Origin of the sequence: Pseudomonas gingeri, from assembly GCF_013386115.1 — a bacterium.
Lineage (GTDB): Bacteria > Pseudomonadota > Gammaproteobacteria > Pseudomonadales > Pseudomonadaceae > Aquipseudomonas > Aquipseudomonas gingeri.
The window spans coordinates 61,024-78,861 of sequence record NZ_JACAOR010000009.1 but is presented as its reverse complement, the minus strand read 5'-3'; the positions used below and the strand labels follow the sequence as shown (position 1 = coordinate 78,861).

15 protein-coding genes are annotated in these 17,838 nt (G+C 63.0%); 9 read left to right on the top strand and 6 right to left on the bottom strand.

The features are described from left to right. Positions 1–55: 55 nt before the first annotated feature. The 3 genes from HX881_RS18845 to HX881_RS18835 all read right to left on the bottom strand — a co-directional run bounded on the left by HX881_RS18845 (position 56) and on the right by HX881_RS18835 (position 5,853). A complete protein-coding gene (locus tag HX881_RS18845; protein ID WP_177085935.1) occupies positions 56–2,863 on the bottom strand; it encodes an FAD-binding and (Fe-S)-binding domain-containing protein in 2,808 nt (935 codons plus the stop codon). An 80-nt stretch (positions 2,864–2,943) separates the two neighbouring features. Beyond that, a complete protein-coding gene (gene lldD / locus HX881_RS18840) occupies positions 2,944–4,089 on the bottom strand; it encodes an FMN-dependent L-lactate dehydrogenase LldD (RefSeq protein ID WP_177085933.1) in 1,146 nt (381 codons plus the stop codon). Positions 4,090–4,158: 69 nt separating this feature from the next. Then, on the bottom strand, positions 4,159–5,853 hold the full coding sequence (locus HX881_RS18835) for a lactate permease LctP family transporter (protein WP_177085931.1): 1,695 nt from the start codon (positions 5,851–5,853) through the stop codon (positions 4,159–4,161). Between the two features lie 262 nt (positions 5,854–6,115). Between HX881_RS18835 and HX881_RS18830 the strand changes: the two genes are divergently transcribed. After that, positions 6,116–6,883 carry a GntR family transcriptional regulator gene (locus HX881_RS18830; RefSeq protein ID WP_177085929.1) on the top strand — a complete coding sequence of 256 codons (768 nt, stop codon included), beginning with the start codon at positions 6,116–6,118 and terminating at the stop codon, positions 6,881–6,883. Between the two features lie 137 nt (positions 6,884–7,020). Here HX881_RS18830 and smpB read toward each other — a convergent pair whose 3' ends face one another. Beyond that, positions 7,021–7,503: an SsrA-binding protein SmpB gene (smpB, locus tag HX881_RS18825; RefSeq protein WP_017126797.1), complete on the bottom strand. Its 483-nt coding sequence runs from the start codon at positions 7,501–7,503 to the stop codon at positions 7,021–7,023. 127 nt (positions 7,504–7,630) lie between these two features. Between smpB and HX881_RS18820 the strand changes: the two genes are divergently transcribed. Together HX881_RS18820 and HX881_RS18815 are read left to right on the top strand one after the other, a co-directional pair. Then, positions 7,631–8,065 (top strand): type II toxin-antitoxin system RatA family toxin, encoded by a 435-nt coding sequence (locus HX881_RS18820; RefSeq protein WP_017126798.1) that lies wholly within the window; start codon positions 7,631–7,633, stop codon positions 8,063–8,065. Next, complete coding sequence (locus HX881_RS18815; RefSeq protein WP_177085927.1) at positions 8,058–8,372, top strand: RnfH family protein; 315 nt, start codon at positions 8,058–8,060, stop codon at positions 8,370–8,372. The genes HX881_RS18820 and HX881_RS18815 overlap by 8 nt, the downstream gene beginning before the upstream one ends. A 188-nt stretch (positions 8,373–8,560) precedes the next feature. Here HX881_RS18815 and HX881_RS18810 read toward each other — a convergent pair whose 3' ends face one another. Continuing rightward, entirely contained in the window at positions 8,561–9,088 is a 528-nt protein-coding gene (locus tag HX881_RS18810; RefSeq protein ID WP_042935536.1) for an outer membrane protein assembly factor BamE, read from the bottom strand. A 97-nt stretch (positions 9,089–9,185) separates the two neighbouring features. Between HX881_RS18810 and fur the strand changes: the two genes are divergently transcribed. Beyond that, positions 9,186–9,590: a ferric iron uptake transcriptional regulator gene (fur, locus tag HX881_RS18805; protein WP_042935538.1), complete on the top strand. Its 405-nt coding sequence runs from the start codon at positions 9,186–9,188 to the stop codon at positions 9,588–9,590. Positions 9,591–9,708: 118 nt separating this feature from the next. Here the strand turns inward: fur and recN are convergent, their stop codons facing one another. Continuing rightward, complete coding sequence (gene recN, locus HX881_RS18800) at positions 9,709–11,382, bottom strand: DNA repair protein RecN (RefSeq protein WP_177085924.1); 1,674 nt, start codon at positions 11,380–11,382, stop codon at positions 9,709–9,711. A 232-nt stretch (positions 11,383–11,614) separates the two neighbouring features. Between recN and grpE the strand changes: the two genes are divergently transcribed. The 5 genes from grpE (at position 11,615) to carA (ending at position 17,784) form a co-directional block, all read left to right on the top strand. Then, positions 11,615–12,181 (top strand): nucleotide exchange factor GrpE, encoded by a 567-nt coding sequence (gene grpE / locus HX881_RS18795; protein WP_017126803.1) that lies wholly within the window; start codon positions 11,615–11,617, stop codon positions 12,179–12,181. A 100-nt stretch (positions 12,182–12,281) separates the two neighbouring features. After that, positions 12,282–14,198, top strand: a complete 1,917-nt coding sequence (gene dnaK / locus HX881_RS18790) for a molecular chaperone DnaK (protein ID WP_017126804.1) — start codon at positions 12,282–12,284, stop codon at positions 14,196–14,198. 160 nt (positions 14,199–14,358) lie between these two features. After that, a complete protein-coding gene (dnaJ, locus tag HX881_RS18785; protein ID WP_042935544.1) occupies positions 14,359–15,483 on the top strand; it encodes a molecular chaperone DnaJ in 1,125 nt (374 codons plus the stop codon). A gap of 10 nt (positions 15,484–15,493) precedes the next feature. After that, positions 15,494–16,300 (top strand): 4-hydroxy-tetrahydrodipicolinate reductase, encoded by an 807-nt coding sequence (gene dapB / locus HX881_RS18780; protein WP_177085922.1) that lies wholly within the window; start codon positions 15,494–15,496, stop codon positions 16,298–16,300. A 347-nt stretch (positions 16,301–16,647) separates the two neighbouring features. Beyond that, positions 16,648–17,784, top strand: a complete 1,137-nt coding sequence (gene carA / locus HX881_RS18775; protein ID WP_177085920.1) for a glutamine-hydrolyzing carbamoyl-phosphate synthase small subunit — start codon at positions 16,648–16,650, stop codon at positions 17,782–17,784. Positions 17,785–17,838 lie beyond the last annotated feature (54 nt).

Below are 17,838 nucleotides of genomic sequence, written 5' to 3'. Positions count from 1 at the left end.
ATGGGGCCCTTTTGGCAGGGCCTGATCAGTGGACTGCCCCGGTTGGCCGAAGGTTCTATTTTTTTGCCCGGGTCACCCGATCCACCAGGTAGACCAGCCCATGGTAGTCGATCCCGCCATGCTGGCTGAGGCCGATCTCGCAGGTGCGGCTGGTGGAGATGCCTTCCTCGCAATACTGCACGGCGTCCTTCAGGGTGCGCAGCGAATGGGCATTGAGTTCCGGGGTGGTGAAGCCCTTGTCGCCGGCGAATCCGCAGCAATGGATGCCTTCGGGGATCACCACGTTGTGGCTGCAACGCCGCGCCAGGTCGATCAGGGCCTGGCTTTCTCCCAGGTGCTGGGTGCTGCAGGTCACGTGCACGGCAATCGGGGCGTCCTGGGGGGTGAAGGTCAACTTGTCCACCAGGTGCGTGCGAATGAAGCGCACCGGATCGTAGAGGTCGAGGCGGCTGTCGCCGAGGTCCTGGACCAGGCGCAGGGTGCACGGGCTGGTGTCGCAGTAGATCGGGTCAAGGCCGCCGCGGCTGGCCTGCAGCAGGGCGCCGATCAGTTCCTGGCGCTTGTGCTCGGCCTGTTCGGCGTAGCCCTTGGAGGCGAAGGGCTGGCCGCAGCACAGCTGTTCGGTGTTCTCCGGGAACACCACCTGGTAGCCGGCCTTTTCCAGCAGGCCGCGGGTCTTGTCGAGCAGCGACATCTGTTCCTTGTCACCCGCCGCCGGGCCCATCACCCGCGAGACGCAGGCGGCCAGGTACACCACCCGTGGTCGCGAGTCATCGACTGATGGACTGAAACGCACCGCCCGCTCCGGTTGCGGCATGGCGCTGGTCCACTGGGGAACCCGGCCCTGGGACAGGCGCGTCAGGCCGGCCGAGAGTCGGGCCAGGCGTGGAGCGCCCAGCAGCATGCGCGCGCCGTTGGCGACATGCAGGGTGAAGCGGGCGCCCTGCAGCGTGGTGGCGAAGTGCGTTGCCAGCCAGTCGGCGCTTTTCACATGGGTGGCTTGCTGGTCGCGCAGTTTTTTCACCAGTTCGCCGGTGTTGATGCCCACCGGGCAGCGTTGTGCGCACAGGCCGGTGGCGGCGCAGGTGTCGATGCCCTGGTATTGATAGGCGGCCTCGAGTTCCGAGGTGTCGATGCCGGCGCGTTTTTTCGCCTGGATATCGCGCCAGATCACGATGCGCTGGCGCGGGCTCAGGGTCAGGCCTTTCGACGGGCACACCGGTTCGCAGAAGCCGCACTCGATGCACTTGTCGACGATCTCGTCGGCGGCCGGCAACGGCTTGAGGTGCTTGAGGTGAATCTGTGGGTCGTCGCTGAGCACCACGTCGGGGTTGAGAATGCCCTGGGGATCGAGCAGGCGCTTGATGGCCCACATCAATTGATAGGCCTCGCTGCCCCATTCCAGTTCGACAAAGGGCGCCATGTTGCGACCGGTGCCGTGCTCGGCCTTGAGCGAGCCGCCGAATTCGACGGCCACCAGTTGCGCGACATCGTCCATGAACGCCTGGTAGCGGGCGACTTCCGCCGCGCTGTTGAAGCCCTGGGTGAAGACAAAGTGCAGGTTGCCTTCCAGGGCATGGCCGAACAGGATCGCTTCGTCGTAGTGGTGCTTGTCGAACAGCTCGATCAGGCGGTTGACGCCGATGGCCAGTTGTTCGACGGGGAAGGTCACGTCTTCGATGATCACCGTGGTGCCGGTCTTGCGCACGGCACCCACCGCCGGGAAGGTGTCCTTGCGGATGGCCCAGAGCCGGGCGTTTTCCACCGGGTCTTCGGTGAAGTCGACCTGCTTTTCCACCGGGAACGACGCCAGCGAGGCCATGATCCGCGCCAGTTGTTCCTGCAGCAGCGACGAGGAGGCGGCGCGGGATTCGATCAGCAGCGCGCAGGCGTTGCCCGACAGTTCGCGGACAAAGGCCGGCATGCCGGGCTTGTCCTGCACCGAGCGCAGGCTGCGGCGGTCGAGCAGTTCGACGGCCGAGACCGGCTGGCTCTTGAGGATGGTGACGGCGGTGCAGCAGGTTTCCACATCGGGGAAGACGATCAGCGCCGAAGCCTTGTTCGGGTGGTCGATCACCGTGTCGTAGGTCACCGCGCTGATAAAGCCCAGGGTGCCTTCGGAACCCACCAGCAGGTGGCTGAGGATATCCAGCGGCTCGTCGAAATCTACCAGGGCGTTGAGGGACAGGCCGGTGGTGTTTTTCAGTCGGTACTTGTGGCGGATCTTCGCGGCCAGTTCGGTGTTGGCGCGGGTTTCCCGGGCGAGGTCCGCCAGTTGCCCGAGCAACGGGCCATGGCTCTGGCGAAAGGCGGCGACGCTGGCCGGGTCCTCGGTGTCCAGGCGGCTGCCGTCGGCCAGCACCAGGCGAATCCCCGCCAGGGTGTGATAGGTGTTCTGCGCGGTGCCGCAACACATGCCGCTGGCGTTGTTGGCGACGATGCCGCCGATCTTGCAGGCGTTGATCGAGGCCGGGTCGGGGCCGATCTTGCGACCGAAGGGCGCCAGCCAGGCATTGGCCTGGGCGCCGATGACCCCGGGTTGCAGGCGGATCTGGCTGCCCTGGTCGCGGATCTCCCGGCCATTCCAGTTATCGCCGAGGACGATCAGGACCGAGTCGCTGATGGCCTGGCCCGACAGGCTGGTGCCGGCGGCGCGGAAGGTCACCGGCACCTGGTCGCGGCGGGCCAGCTTGAGCAGGGCGACCACTTCATCTTCGGACTCGACGCGGATCACCAGCTTGGGGATCAGGCGGTAGAAGCTGGCGTCGGTGCCGAAGGCCAGGGTCGAGAGCGCATCCTCGAAGCGACGCTCGCGGGGAATCAGTTGTTCGACCGAGTGGAGGAACGGGGTGGGCAGACTCATGCTAACTCCTGGCGGGGTCGTGGCATCTGGTGCGCCATGGGCCCCGCTCAATCAGGCGGTGATTCGTACGGGAGCGGCGTTCAGGCGCCCAGTTCACGGACCAGCGAATCACGGTTGATCTCGCTGATGGACTTGGCGCCGGTGAGCACCATGGCCACGCGCATTTCTTTCTCGAACAGGTCCAGCAGGTTCTTCACGCCGGCTTCGCCCGCGACGGCCAGGGCGTAGAGGAATGCGCGACCGATCAGCACGGTGTCGGCGCCGAGGGCGATCATGCGCACCACGTCCAGGCCGCTGCGGATACCGGAGTCGGCGAGGATCTTCAGGTCGCCTTTCACCGCGTCGGCAATGGCCGGCAGGGCGCGGGCGCTGGACAGCACACCGTCGAGCTGACGGCCGCCGTGGTTGGAGACGACGATGCCGTCGGCGCCGAACTTCACCGCGTCCCTGGCATCCTGCGGATCGAGAATGCCCTTGATAACCATCGGGCCGTCCCAGAATTCGCGGATCCACTCCAGGTCCTTCCAGGAAATCGAAGGGTCGAAGTTGGCGCCCAGCCAGCCGATGTAGTCGGCCAGGCCGGTGGGGTTGCCGCGATACTTGGAGATGTTGCCCAGGTCGTGGGGCCGACCCAGCAGGCCGACGTCCAGGGCCCATTGTGGGTGGGTCATGGCTTGCCAGACACGGCGCAGCGGCGCGTTCGGGCCACTCATCCCGGAGTGTGCGTCACGGTAGCGGGCGCCCGGCACCGGCATGTCCACAGTGAAGACCAGGGTGGTGACGCCGGCGGCCTTGGCGCGCTCCAGCGCGTTGCGCATGAAGCCGCGATCCTTCAGGACATAGAGCTGGAACCACATGGGCCGGTCAATGGCCGGGGCGACTTCTTCGATCGGACAGACCGACACGGTCGACATCGTGAAGGGGATGCCCTTGGCCGCCGCGGCGCGAGCGGCCTGGACCTCGCCACGACGGGCATACATGCCGGTCAGGCCGACCGGTGCCAGGGCCACCGGCATGCTCAGGGTTTCGCCGAACAGCCGGGTTTCCAGGCTCAGTTCGGACATGTTCCTCAAGACGCGCTGGCGCAGGGCGATGCCGGCCAGGTCCTCGACGTTGTGGCGCAGGGTGTGCTCGGCGTACGCCCCGCCGTCGGCATAGTGGAACAGGAACGGCGGCAGTTTGCGTTGAGCTGCTGCGCGGTAGTCGGTAGAGGCGGAAATGATCATGGAGTGCTCGCAGCGTGGGTTGAAAGGAGCAGTTGCCGGGGGCGTCGACAGCCCCCGGCACGGGTCACTCTAGTGCACCAGCATACCGGTGAAGACGTAGGCCTGGGCCAGGGTGATCAGGCCGACGATGGTGGCGAAGAACAGGCTGTGCTTGAGGGTGAAGCGGAACAGGTCGGATTCCTTGCCCACCAGGCCGGTGGCGGCGCAGGCCACGGCGATCGATTGCGGCGAGATCATCTTGCCGGTCACGCCGCCGCTGGTGTTCGCGGCCACCAGCAGGGTGTCGTTGACCCCGATCTGGTGCGCGGTGGTGGCCTGCAGCGAGCTGAACAGGGCATTGGAGGAGGTGTCCGAACCGGTCAGGAACACGCCCAGCCAGCCCAGGAACGGCGAGAAGAACGGAAACGCGCTGCCGGTGGCCGCCAGCACCAGGGCCATGGTCGAGGACATGCCCGAGTAGTTGGTGACAAAGGCAAAGGCCAGCACCATGCCGATGGACAGGATCGGCCAGCGCAGCTCGTAGAAGGTTTCTTTCAAAGTGGTCAGACCAGTTTTGAAATCGATCTTGAGGATCAGCATCGACACCAGGGCGGAGAAGAAGATCGCCGTGCCGGTGGCCGAGATCGGATCGAGCTTGAACACGGCGGGGATCGCGGTGGGCGTGGCGACAATCGGCGCGCTCTTGATCACCAGTTGATCCAGGTGCGGGATGGCGAAGTTGAACACGCTGCTGTACATCGCGCCGCCGGTGGCGAACATCGCCTTGAACGACTTGAGGGTCCAGATCGTCACCAGCACGGTGAGAATCAGGAACGGCGACCAGGCCTTGAAGATCTGCCCGAGGTTGTAGGGCGAGGCGAGGGTGCTGCGTGGCTGGCCGAAACCGCCGACGCTGGCGGTGATCGCCGCGTTCGAGGTGGCGCCGGCAATCTGGGCGCCCGCGGTACGGCGCGGTTGCCAGACTTTCAGGAACAGGGTCAGGCTGATCAGGCTGGCCAGGGCCGAAGTGATGTCGGGCAGTTCCGGGCCGATGAAGTTCGAGGTGAAGTACTGGGTGATGGCGAAGCTCAGGCCGGCCACCAGCGCGGCTGGCCAGGTTTCACGCACGCCCCGCAGGCCGTCCATCATGAACACCAGCCAGAACGGCACGAACAGCGACAGCAGCGGCAGTTGGCGGCCGGTCATGGCGCCGATCTTGAAGGCGTCGATGCCGGTGACTTGGCCGGCGACGATGATCGGGATGCCCAGGGCGCCGAAGGCCACGGGCGCGGTGTTGGCGATCAGGCACAGGCCGGCGGCGTAGAGCGGGTTGAAACCCAGGCCCACCAGCAAGGCCGCGGTGATCGCCACGGGCGCGCCGAAACCGGCGGCGCCTTCGAGGAACGCACCGAAGCAGAAGCCGATCAGCAGCACTTGCAGGCGCTGGTCATCGGTAATCGACAGCACCGAACTGCGGATGATTTCGAACTGGCCGCTCTTGACCGTGAGTTTGTAGAGAAACACCGCGGCGACGATGATCCAGGCGATCGGCCAGAGGCCGTAGGCGAAACCGTAGCCGGCGGCGGCGAGCGCCATGTCCACCGGCATCTTGAAGGCGAAGATCGCCACCAGGATCGCCAGCGCCAGGGTGATGCTGCCCGCGACATGACCCTTGAGGCGAAACACCGCCAGGGCCAGGAAGAAGAAAACGATGGGGATGACGGCCGCGAGAGCGGACAGGCCGAGGCTGCCGAGAGGGCTGTAGAGCTGTTGCCAGGTTTGCATATGGGGTGGCCCCTAATTGTTGTTGGTCAGGCACTGATCAGCTGATTTGGATAATTGGTATTACCAATTTACAATCGCTGTGGGCTAGGTTAAAAGCCTTGCTGGGTGCGTGTCAATTTGCCGCTCTGAAACTTTCGTCTGAGAGGCGTTCGGCGGGCGGACTGGACGGGTGATTTTTGCGGTGTCTGGTAGGTGCTGGCGCGGCGCCAATAGGCCAGAATAGGCGGTCCCGGCAAGGGTTCGGGAGCGTGAGGAGTAAGTGATGGGGTTTGATCAGATTCGTCAGCGCCGTTTGTCTGACGATATTGTCGAGCAGCTCGAGCGGATGATCCTCGAGGGCACGCTGAAGTCCGGCGAGCGTCTGCCGGCGGAGCGTGCGTTGGCCGAGCAGTTCGGTGTCTCGCGCCCTTCGCTGCGCGAGGCGATCCAGAAGCTGGTGGCCAGGGGCTTGCTGGTCAGCCGGCAGGGCGGTGGCAATTATGTGGTGGAGACGCTGGGGTCGACCTTCAGCGACCCGCTGCTGCATCTGCTGGAAAACAATCCGGAAGCGCAGCGCGATCTGCTCGAGTTCCGCCATACCCTGGAGGCGTCCTGTGCCTACTACGCGGCGCTGCGGGCCACCGAGGTGGACCGGGAGCGGTTGCGGGTGGCGTTCGAGCGCTTGCAGAACTGCTATTCCCGCGAAGGCGAGGTGAGCCGGGCGGAGGAGGGCGAAGCTGACGCGAACTTCCACCTGGCGATTGCCGAGGCCAGCCACAACGCCGTGCTGCTGCACACGATCCGCGGGTTGTTCGATCTGCTCAAGCGCAACGTGGTGATCAATATCGGCGGCATGTACAAGCAGCGCACGGAAACCCGCGACATGCTGATCAGTCAGCACCGTGAGCTGTACCTGGCGATTATCGAAGGGCGGGCGGAACAGGCGCGCGAAGTCTCCAGCCGGCATATCCTGTATGTGCAGGAGGTGCTGGAAGAAGTGCGTCAGGAAGTGCAGCGGGTGGCGCGGGCGGAGCGGCGCAAGGGGATCTAGGCCGTGCCGCGGTCCCTTGTAGGAGCCGGCTTGCCGGTGATGAGGCCCGTGAGTATTGCAACGCTTTCGAGGGCGCCATCGCCGGCAAGCCGGCTCCTAGCAGGAGGGGCGTTTGCCGGTAATTGGCATGACCGGACTCAGTCGTCCTTGCCCTTGTTGCGTACCGCGCGCTGCAGTTCACGACTGGCGTCGCGCTCGCGTTCGGTATCACGCTTGTCGTATTCCTTCTTGCCCTTGCCCAGGGCAATCTCGCACTTGACCAGGTGCTTGCTCCAGTACAGCGAGAGGCAGACGCAGGCGTAACCCTTCTGTTGCACGGAAGCGAAGATCTTCTCCAGCTCGCGCTGGTTGAGCAGCAGCTTGCGCGTACGCGTCGGGTCGGCGATGACGTGGGTGCTGGCGGTGGTCAGCGGCGTGAAATGGCTGCCGAACAGCCAGGCCTCACCGTCCTTGAGCAAGACATAACTGTCGACCAGTTGCGCCTTGCCCGCCCGCAAACTCTTTACTTCCCAGCCGGCCAGGACCAGACCAGCCTCGAACCGTTGTTCGACGAAGTAATCGTGGCGCGCCTTTTTATTTTGCGCGATGGTCCCTGTGGGGTGTTTCTTCTGTTTAGCCATAGGGGCGGCATTATAGGGGGTTGCGCGTCAGTCGGCTACGGTGAAGCTGCGTGCTTGAGCGCGTAGGATGAATCCCGGACAATGCGCCCACTTTTGTTTGCCGCCCAGCCGTGGAATCAACGCTGACATGACGACCCATATTCAACGTTCGGCCCTGCTGCCCTATCCGGCACAGGCGCTTTATGACCTGGTGAACGACGTCGCGCGTTACCCGGAGTTTCTGCCGTGGTGCTCGACGGCCCAGGTGCTGGAAAGCTCGGACGTGCACATGCGCGCCACGCTGGGGGTGGCCAAGGGCGGCCTGAGCCAGCAGTTCGTCACCCGCAATACGCTGGTGCCGGGGCAGTCGATCGAGATGAACCTGGAAGAGGGACCTTTCACCCAGTTGCACGGTGTCTGGGTGTTCAAGCCCCTGGGGGAAAAGGCCTGCAAGATCAGCCTGGACCTGACCTTCGATTATGCCGGGCCCATTGTCCGGGCGACCCTCGGGCCGTTGTTCAACCAGGCAGCCAATACCCTGGTGGATGCTTTCTGCCAGCGGGCCAAGCAGCTCCATGGCTGACGCTCCTGTCTCGCTGGAAGTGGTGTATGCCGAGGCCGGCCGCCAGTGCCTGCTGGCGATTTCGGTTCCCGCGGGGACGACGCTGCGGGCTGCTGTCGAGTTGTCGAAAATGGCGCAGGCGTTTCCCGGGGTCGATCTGTCGAATTGCCCGCTGGGGATCTTTGGCAAGGTGATCGCCGATCCCGAGGTCCGGGCTGTGGCAGAGGGTGATCGCATCGAGATCTACCGGCCGCTGCTGGCCGACCCGAAAGAGGTGCGGCGCCTGCGCGCGGAAAAGGCGGCCAGGGCCCGGGCGCAGAATCTGTAGCCGTTGTCTTGCGCAGCAGTACCGTAGGAGCCGGCTTGCTGGCGATGGCTTGGTGTCAGTCGACCACGATGCTGGCTGATCAGCCGCTATCGCCAGCAAGCCGGCTCCTACAAAACAGAGGCGTGGGCCGGGGATTTTTTCAGGCAATAAAAAGCCCGGACATGCCGGGCTTTTTATTGTGTCGCGGATTACTGCGGCGAGGTGTCCAGCGGTTCCGGTGTCGGCACCGGCACGGCTTTCACGCCATCGACGTCTTTCTGGATCTGGTCGAGCAGCGAACCTGGTTTGGCCGGCTTCTCTGGTTTCGGTTTTTCAGCATTCTGGGCCGGGGTATCAACGGTGTTGGCGTTGTCCTTGCCGAGAATGGCTTCGTCGCGACTCACGCCGGGCATGAAGTCGCCCGACAGGCTTGCGAGTTGGTCGTTGTCGTTGAAGATCAGGCTGACACGTTCCTGTTGGCGTTCACCGCCACCGGGCTGCAGGCTATACAGGTAATCCCAGCGATTGGCGTGGAATGTGTCGGTCAGCAGGGGGTTGCCCATGATAAACCTTACTTGCTTGCGGGTCATTCCCGGGCGTAACTGGTCTATCATGTCCTGCGTGACGACATTGCCCTGCTGGATGTCGATTTTGTAAACCCCGGGGAATGAACAACCGGCGAGTGCGAGCAGTCCCACTAAGGTAAAACTGGTTAGCAAGAGCTTGGTGTTTTGCATCGGTGGGCGACTTCCACTATCTTGGCTGGGACAACGTAAACCCCGATCATACCCGTATTAAGAGAAGCTGCGAAGCAGCATCGCGAGAAAGCTGACCATGGTTGAAAATAGCGAACTACGTAAAGCCGGCTTAAAGGTGACTCTGCCGCGGGTCAAGATTCTGCAAATGCTGGACTCTGCCGAGCAGCGTCACATGAGCGCCGAGGATGTCTACAAGGCGCTGATGGAGGCTGGCGAGGACGTTGGTCTGGCCACGGTCTACCGTGTCCTGACCCAATTCGAAGCGGCCGGACTGGTGGTTCGCCATAACTTCGATGGCGGCCACGCGGTATTCGAACTGGCGGACAGCGGTCACCACGATCATATGGTCGATGTGGAAACTGGAGCTGTCGTCGAGTTCGTCAGCCCGGAGATCGAGAAGCTGCAGAAGGCCATTGCCGAGGAGCATGGCGTCGAGCTGGTGGACCACAACCTGGTGTTGTACGTGCGCAAGAAAAAATAAGCATGTCGCGCGGGCCCAGGCCCGTGAAACGATCGAAGGCGACCTCAGGGTCGCCTTCGTGCTTTTTGTTACCTGATGTTTTTGTCGCCTGAATAGGTCGCCTGAAGATGTCGAATGCCTAGATTTTCGCGGTAACGACCATCTTCTTGGCGTGCGCCAGGGATTCCTTGGTCAGGTCGATGCCGCCGAGCATGCGTGCGACTTCCTCAACCCGTTCAGTCTTGCTCAACTTGGAAACGGCGGTGTGGGTGGCATCGTTGCCACGCACCTTGTGTACGAACAGGTGATGATGGCCCTGGGCCGCGACTTGCGGCAGGTGGGTGACCGTCAGCACTTGCCCGCGTTCACCCAGGCGACGCAGCAACTGGCCGACGATTTCCGCCGTCGGGCCGCCGATGCCCACGTCGACTTCGTCGAATACCAGGGTCGGGATGCGCGAGGTCTGCGCGGTAATCACCTGGATGGCCAGGCTGATGCGTGACAGCTCGCCGCCCGATGCAACCTTGGCCAGGGCCTTGAGTGGCTGGCCCGGGTTGGCGCTGACCAGCAATTCGACCTGTTCCAGCCCATAAGGCAGGGGTTCGCTGCTGGTGTTGGCGTGCAGTTCGATGCTGAAGCGCCCGCCGGGCATGCCCAGGCGCTGGATTTCCTGTTCGACGGCGCTGGCCAGGCCGGTGGCGGCCTGATGGCGCAGATCGCTGAGTTCCCGCGCGCGCTCCTGATAATGCCGGGCGTAGGAGGCCAGTTCGTCGCCGAGGCGCTCGATGGCCTCGTCGTTGGCGTTCAGGGTTTCGATTTCATCCAGCAGCTTCTGTTGCAGGGTGGCGACTTCGGTGGGCTGGATGCGGTGCTTGCGGGCCAGGGTGTAGATCGCGTCCAGTCGTTCTTCGAGCTGCTGCAGGCGTGCCGGATCGGCATCGAAGTGGTCGAGGAAACGGTTCAGTTCGCCGACGGCTTCTTCCACCTGGATCTGCGCGCTGGCCAGCAGGTTGGTGGCTTCGCCCAGTGCGCCGGAGCCGTTGCTGACGCTGCCCAGGCGATTGAGGCTGGCGGTGAGGGCGTTGAGCACGTTGCCCGAATCGCTCTCGCTGCATTGTTCGACCACTTGCCGGCAGATGCCTAGCAGGGTCTCGGCATTGGTCAGGTTCTTATGTTCCTGTTCCAGGTCCTCCAGCTCGTTTTCCCCGAGGCCGAGGTTTTCCAGCTCTTCCAGCTGATAGCTGAGCAACTGGTGGCGGGCCCGTTGTTCGTCGCCGGAATTGGAGAGGCGCTCCAGTTCCTGGCGGGTCTGGCGCCAGCGCTGGGCCGCGAGCTGCACCTGGCGGGCGAGATCGGTGGCCCCGGCATATTCGTCGAGCAGGCGTCGATGGGTGTCGGTCTTCAGCAGGGACTGGTGTTCGTGCTGGCTGTGGATATCGATCAGCAGTTCGCCCAGGGCCTTGAGGTCGCCCTGGGGGCAGGGCGAGCCATTGATATAGCCACGGGAACGGCCTTCGGCGGTGATCACCCGGCGCAGGATGCACGGGCCGTCATTGTCCAGGTCGCGTTCGGCCAGCCAGCTGCGGGCTTCCGGAATGTCTTCCAGGTCGAAGGTGGCGAGAATGTCGGCCTTGTCCGCACCCGGGCGTACCACGCCGCTGTCGGCGCGATCGCCCAGGGTCAGCCCGAGGGCGTCGAGCATGATCGACTTGCCGGCGCCGGTTTCGCCCGTGATGACGCTCATCCCGCGATCCAGTTCGAGATCGAGATGTTCAACGATTGCGTAGTTGTGTACGGACAGGTGCACCAGCATGAAGGCCGCTCCCAGGCTTTAGGTCTGGTTATTTATACAGTGTTTTGAATTCGACTGACAATGCCCGGGCTTAGCTCGATTCGCTTGAATGGCGGCATTTTTTAGTGCCAGGCGGAATGTACCACTTGGTCCGTGGTATGCACCGGGGCCCTTGAACCTGCAAAATGCGGCCCCATATACCTGGGCAGAAGCGCGGGCCCGGCTCGCGGACGATATTGAAAGGAGGTTTTTTATGGCTGACGAACAGAATCTGGATTCGCAAAATCAAGAGGCCAACCAGGCCGCCGACGCTTCGAGCGACGACCTGGCCACTCGCGTGCAGGTGCTTGAAGAGCAACTGGCTGGCGCGAATGACCAAGCGCTGCGCGTCGCCGCCGACCTGCAGAACATCCGCCGCCGTGCCGAGCAGGATGTCGAGAAGGCGCACAAGTTCGCGCTGGAGAAGTTCGCCGGCGACCTGCTGCCGATCATCGACAGCCTGGAGCGTGGCCTGGATCTGTCCAACCCGGACGATGAAAGCATTCGCCCGATGCGCGAAGGCATCGAGCTGACCCTGAAGATGTTCCAGGACACCCTCAAGCGTTATCAGCTGGAAGCCATCGACCCGCACGGCGAACCGTTCAACGCCTCGCTGCACCAGGCCATGGCCATGCAGGAGAGCGCCGACGTCGAGCCGAACAGCGTCCTGAAAGTGTTCCAGAAGGGTTACCAGCTCAATGGTCGCCTGCTGCGCCCGGCGATGGTCGTGGTGAGCAAGGCGGTTGCACCGGTTTCGCCGACGATTGACGAGCAGGCTTGAAATCGGCCGCAAGGCCCCCATCTATAAGTCAAGCGTTTAAGTGCTACCGCAGTTGGCCATAACCGCTGCGGCAAAAAAATCAAAGTTTCGGGAGAGTGAAATGGGCAAAATTATCGGTATCGACCTGGGGACCACCAACTCGTGCGTCTCGGTCATGGAAAACGGTCAGCCAAAAGTTATTGAGAACGCCGAAGGCGCGCGTACCACGCCTTCGATCATCGCCTACGCCAACGACGGCGAAATCCTGGTCGGCCAGTCGGCCAAGCGCCAGGCGGTGACCAATCCGCATAACACCCTGTACGCGGTGAAGCGTCTGATCGGTCGTCGTTTCGAAGAAGACGTCGTTCAGAAAGACATCCAGATGGTGCCTTACAAGATCGCCAAGGCCGACAACGGTGACGCCTGGGTTGAAGTAAGCGGCCAGAAAATGGCTCCGCCACAGATTTCGGCCGAAGTGCTGAAGAAGATGAAGAAGACCGCCGAAGACTACCTCGGCGAGCCTGTGACCGAAGCGGTGATCACCGTTCCGGCCTACTTCAACGACAGCCAGCGCCAGGCGACCAAGGACGCCGGCCGTATCGCCGGTCTGGACGTCAAGCGCATCATCAACGAACCGACCGCGGCTGCCCTGGCCTACGGCATGGACAAGGCCCGTGGCGATCACACCGTGATCGTGTATGACCTGGGTGGCGGTACCTTCGACGTTTCCGTGATCGAAATCGCCGAAGTCGATGGCGAGCACCAGTTCGAAGTACTGGCAACCAACGGTGACACCTTCCTCGGTGGTGAAGACTTCGACATCCGTCTGATCGACTACCTCGTGGACGAGTTCAAGAAAGAAAGCGGCATGAACCTCAAGGGTGACCCGCTGGCGATGCAGCGCCTGAAAGAAGCTGCCGAAAAAGCCAAGATCGAGCTGTCGTCGAGCCAGTCGACCGACGTCAACCTGCCGTACATCACTGCAGACGCTACCGGTCCGAAGCACCTGAACGTGAAGATCTCCCGCGCCAAGCTGGAATCGCTGGTCGAAGACCTGGTTCAGCGCACCATCGAACCTTGCCGTATCGCCCTGAAAGACGCCGGCATCGATGTCGGCTCGATCAACGACGTGATCCTAGTCGGCGGCCAGACCCGCATGCCGATGGTGCAGAAGACCGTTGCCGATTTCTTCGGCAAGGAAGCACGCAAGGACGTCAACCCTGACGAAGCCGTCGCCGTGGGCGCTGCCATCCAGGGCGCGGTACTGGCCGGTGACGTCAAGGACGTCCTGCTGCTCGACGTCAGCCCGCTGACCCTGGGTATCGAAACCATGGGCGGCGTGATGACCGCGCTGATCGAGAAGAACACCACGATTCCTACCAAGAAATCGCAAGTGTTCTCGACTGCCGACGACAACCAGGGCGCCGTGACCATCCACGTGCTGCAAGGTGAGCGTAAGCAGGCTGCGCAGAACAAGTCCCTGGGCAAGTTTGACCTGGCCGAGATTCCACCGGCTCCACGTGGCGTGCCGCAGATCGAAGTGACCTTCGACATCGACGCCAACGGCATCCTGCACGTAGGTGCCAAGGACAAGGCGACCGGCAAGACCCAGTCGATCGTGATCAAGGCCAACTCCGGTCTGTCTGACGAAGAAATTCAACAGATGATCCGCGACGCCGAAGCGAACTCGGAAGAAGACCGCAAGTTCGAAGAGCTGGCCGCTGCCCGTAACCAGGGCGACGCACTGGTTCACTCGACTCGCAAGATGATCGCCGACGCCGGTGACAAGGTCTCCGCCGAAGAGAAGACCGCGATCGAGGCTGCCCTGGTTGCCCTGGAAGCCGCCGTCAAGGGCGACGACAAGGCCGCCATCGAGGCCAAGGTCGAGGAACTGTCCAAGGTTTCCGCTCCGGTTGCCCAGAAGATGTATGCCGAGCAGGCCGAGAAGCCAGCAGGCGGCGCGGAGCCGGCCCAGGAAGAGGCGCACAAGGATGACGTCGTCGACGCCGAGTTCGAAGAAGTGAAGGATCACAAGTAAGCCTTACCAGGGCTGCTTGTTGGTCGGCCGGTTGACCGCTCTGCAGCGGTGACTGGTAGGATGTCGCCGCGCGGGAGCTTGCTCCCGCGTTGGCGTGTCTGGAACACGCAAATTTTTACAGCATGCGACAAGGTTCGGATGCTGGCCTCAGGGGCGATTTATGGCAAAGCGTGACTATTACGAAATATTGGGGGTCGAGCGTGGCTCTAGCGAGGCGGAGCTGAAGAAGGCTTACCGTCGTCTCGCGATGAAGCATCACCCGGACCGCAACCCGGATGACAAGGCTTCGGAAGAGCTGTTCAAGGAGGCCAACGAGGCCTACGAAGTGCTGTCCGATTCCAGCAAGCGTGCGGCCTACGATCAGTACGGCCACGCTGGCGTCGATCCGAGCATGGGCGGCGGCGGCGGTGGTTTCGGCGGGCAGAATTTCTCCGATATCTTCGGCGATGTGTTCAGCGATTTCTTTGGTGGCGGTCGTGGCGGCTCCCGTGGTGGTGCCCAGCGCGGCAGCGACCTGCGCTACACCCTGGAACTGAACCTGGAAGAAGCAGTTCGCGGGACTACCGTGAATATTCGCGTTCCGACACTGGTCAACTGCAAGCCGTGCGACGGTTCCGGTGCCAAGAAGGGCTCCGCGCCGATCACCTGTCCGACCTGCGGCGGTATCGGCCAGGTGCGGATGCAGCAGGGCTTCTTCTCGGTGCAGCAGACCTGCCCGCGCTGCCACGGCCAGGGCAAGATCATTTCCGACCCGTGCGACTCCTGCCATGGCCAGGGGCGTGTCGAAGAGTACAAGACCCTTTCGGTGAAAGTGCCGGCCGGTGTCGATACCGGCGACCGCATCCGCTTGTCCGGGGAAGGCGAAGCCGGTGCGCAGGGCGGCCCGACGGGCGACCTGTACGTGGTGATCAATGTGCGCGAGCACGCGATCTTCCAGCGTGACGGCAAGCACCTGTTCTGCGAAGTGCCGATCAGTTTCGTCGATTCGGCCCTGGGCGGCGAGCTGGAGATCCCGACCCTCGACGGTCGGGTCAAGCTGAAGATTCCGGAAGGTACCCAGACCGGCAAGCAGTTCCGTATCCGCGGCAAGGGCGTGGCCCCTGTGCGTGGCGGCGGTGCGGGCGACCTGATGTGTCGCGTGGCGGTCGAGACGCCGGTCAACCTGAGCCGTCGTCAGCGCGAGTTGCTGGAAGAGTTCCGCGCGTCCCTGGACGGTGACAGTTCGCACTCGCCAAAGGCCAGTGGCTGGTTTGAAGGCGTGAAGCGCTTCTTCGGCGACCTGTAAGGAGCGGATCATGCGACGTATAGCTGTGATGGGCGCCGCCGGGCGCATGGGCAAGATCCTGGTCGAGGCGGTGCAGTTGCAGGTGCCGCTTGCCGGCCTGACGGCTGCTGTCGTGCGTCCTGGCAGCTCCCTGGTCGGTGCCGATGCCGGTGAGCTGGCCTCGCTGGGGCGGATCGGCGTGCCGTTGTCCGATGGCCTGGAGAAGGTGGCTGAAGAGTTCGATGTGCTGATCGACTTCACGCTGCCGGAAGTGATGCTGAAGAACCTGGCGTTCTGCCGCAAGGCCGGCAAGGCCATGGTGATCGGTACCACTGGCCTGAGCGCCGAGCAGAAGCAGTTGCTGGTGGAGGCGGGCAAGGATATTCCGATCGTCTTCGCCGCCAACTTCAGTGTCGGGGTCAACCTGTCGCTGAAGCTGCTCGAGCTGACCGCCCGAGTGCTGGGCGACGACGCGGATATCGAGATCATCGAGACGCATCACCGGCACAAGGTCGACTCGCCTTCGGGCACGGCCATGCGCATGGGCGAGGTCATCGCCGATACGCTGGAGCGCGATCTGCAGAAGGTCGCGGTCTATGGTCGCGAGGGACATGTCGGGGCGCGGGCGCGTAACACCATCGGCTTTGCCACCGTGCGTGGCGGCGATGTGGTTGGCGATCACACCGTGTTGTTCGCCACTGAAGGCGAGCGCCTGGAGATCACCCACAAGGCCTCGAGCCGCATGACCTTCGCCAAGGGGGCCGTGCGTGCGGCGCTTTGGCTGGATGGCCGGGCCGCCGGCCTGTACGACATGCAGGATGTGCTCGATCTGCACTGATCGGCACGGCGCGGTACTTGACTGTGGGAGCCGGCTTGCCGGCGATGGCGTCCGTCAGGGCGCTGCAAGGCTCCAGGGCCTCATCGCCGGCAAGCCGGCTCCCACAGGTTGTGGCTCCTTCAGTCTCTGTTTCACACCGCCTGGCGACGTCCTGTCGCATTCCCTGGCCTTTAAGGCTCATTAGCGGTGGACCAAAAAAGCCTTTTTCTGTAAGCTACAGCTTTAGTGTGTCCACTAAAAGCGCGCAGAATAATTCAGTGAAAGAAGCGGGGTGACGTGTCCATACGTCACTCCGCTTTTTTACAACCTGCGATCGCCCCTTCAGGCTTTATTTACGGGAGGTCTTCTTGACTAAGCCAGCCATACTCGCCCTTGCTGATGGCAGCATTTTTCGCGGCGAAGCCATTGGAGCCGACGGTCAGACCGTTGGTGAGGTGGTGTTCAACACCGCCATGACCGGCTATCAGGAAATCCTTACCGATCCTTCCTACGCCCAACAGATCGTCACCCTGACCTATCCGCACATCGGCAATACCGGCACCACGCCGGAAGATATCGAGTCTGATCGCGTCTGGTCGGCCGGTCTGGTGATTCGTGACCTGCCACTGGTCGCGAGCAACTGGCGTAACACGATGTCCCTGTCCGATTACCTGAAAGCCAACAATGTGGTGGCGATCGCCGGTATCGATACGCGTCGCCTGACCCGCATCCTGCGTGAAAAGGGTTCGCAGAACGGCTGCATCATGGTCGGTGACACTATCTCCGAAGAAGCGGCGATTGCCGCGGCGCAGGGTTTCCCTGGCCTCAAGGGCATGGATCTGGCGAAAGTCGTCAGCACCAAGGAAAAGTACGAGTGGCGCTCCACGGTCTGGGACTTGAAGACTGACAGCCACGCGACCCTCGAAGCCGCCGACCTGCCTTACCATGTCGTGGCCTACGACTACGGCGTCAAGTACAACATCCTGCGCATGCTGGTAGAGCGCGGCTGCCGCGTGACCGTGGTGCCGGCGCAAACCCCGGCCAGCGACGTACTGGCCCTGCAGCCGGACGGTGTGTTCCTGTCCAACGGCCCGGGTGACCCGGAGCCTTGCGACTATGCGATCCAGGCGATCAAGGATGTGCTGGAAACCGAGATCCCGGTCTTCGGTATCTGCCTGGGTCACCAGCTGCTGGCCCTGGCCTCGGGCGCCAAGACCCTGAAAATGGGTCACGGCCATCACGGTGCCAACCACCCTGTGCAGGACCTGGACACCGGCGTGGTGATGATCACCAGCCAGAACCACGGTTTTGCCGTGGATGAAGCGACCCTGCCGGGCAACGTCCGGGCGATCCACAAGTCGCTGTTCGACGGTTCCCTGCAAGGCATCGAGCGCACCGACAAGAGCGCGTTCAGCTTCCAGGGCCACCCTGAAGCAAGCCCGGGCCCGAACGACGTAGCGCCGCTGTTCGACCGTTTCATCAATGAGATGGCCAAGCGACGCTGAGTGAGCGGCCTGAGGGCGGCCCCGAAACCGGCGGCCCCCTCAGGCTCTGCAAAG

Bases quoted from the DNA above. Each gene is read 5' to 3' on its own strand.
- dnaJ (WP_042935544.1), top strand. From the start codon at position 14,359: ATGGCAAAGCGTGACTATTACGAAATATTGGGGGTCGAGCGTGGCTCT.
- fur (WP_042935538.1), top strand. From the start codon at position 9,186: ATGGTTGAAAATAGCGAACTACGTAAAGCCGGCTTAAAGGTGACTCTG.
- HX881_RS18815 (WP_177085927.1), top strand. From the start codon at position 8,058: ATGGCTGACGCTCCTGTCTCGCTGGAAGTGGTGTATGCCGAGGCCGGC.
- HX881_RS18830 (WP_177085929.1), top strand. From the start codon at position 6,116: ATGGGGTTTGATCAGATTCGTCAGCGCCGTTTGTCTGACGATATTGTC.
- grpE (WP_017126803.1), top strand. From the start codon at position 11,615: ATGGCTGACGAACAGAATCTGGATTCGCAAAATCAAGAGGCCAACCAG.
- dapB (WP_177085922.1), top strand. From the start codon at position 15,494: ATGCGACGTATAGCTGTGATGGGCGCCGCCGGGCGCATGGGCAAGATC.
- recN (WP_177085924.1), bottom strand. From the start codon at position 11,382: ATGCTGGTGCACCTGTCCGTACACAACTACGCAATCGTTGAACATCTC.
- dnaK (WP_017126804.1), top strand. From the start codon at position 12,282: ATGGGCAAAATTATCGGTATCGACCTGGGGACCACCAACTCGTGCGTC.
- HX881_RS18810 (WP_042935536.1), bottom strand. From the start codon at position 9,088: ATGCAAAACACCAAGCTCTTGCTAACCAGTTTTACCTTAGTGGGACTG.
- HX881_RS18835 (WP_177085931.1), bottom strand. From the start codon at position 5,853: ATGCAAACCTGGCAACAGCTCTACAGCCCTCTCGGCAGCCTCGGCCTG.
- lldD (WP_177085933.1), bottom strand. From the start codon at position 4,089: ATGATCATTTCCGCCTCTACCGACTACCGCGCAGCAGCTCAACGCAAA.
- HX881_RS18820 (WP_017126798.1), top strand. From the start codon at position 7,631: ATGACGACCCATATTCAACGTTCGGCCCTGCTGCCCTATCCGGCACAG.
- smpB (WP_017126797.1), bottom strand. From the start codon at position 7,503: ATGGCTAAACAGAAGAAACACCCCACAGGGACCATCGCGCAAAATAAA.
- HX881_RS18845 (WP_177085935.1), bottom strand. From the start codon at position 2,863: ATGAGTCTGCCCACCCCGTTCCTCCACTCGGTCGAACAACTGATTCCC.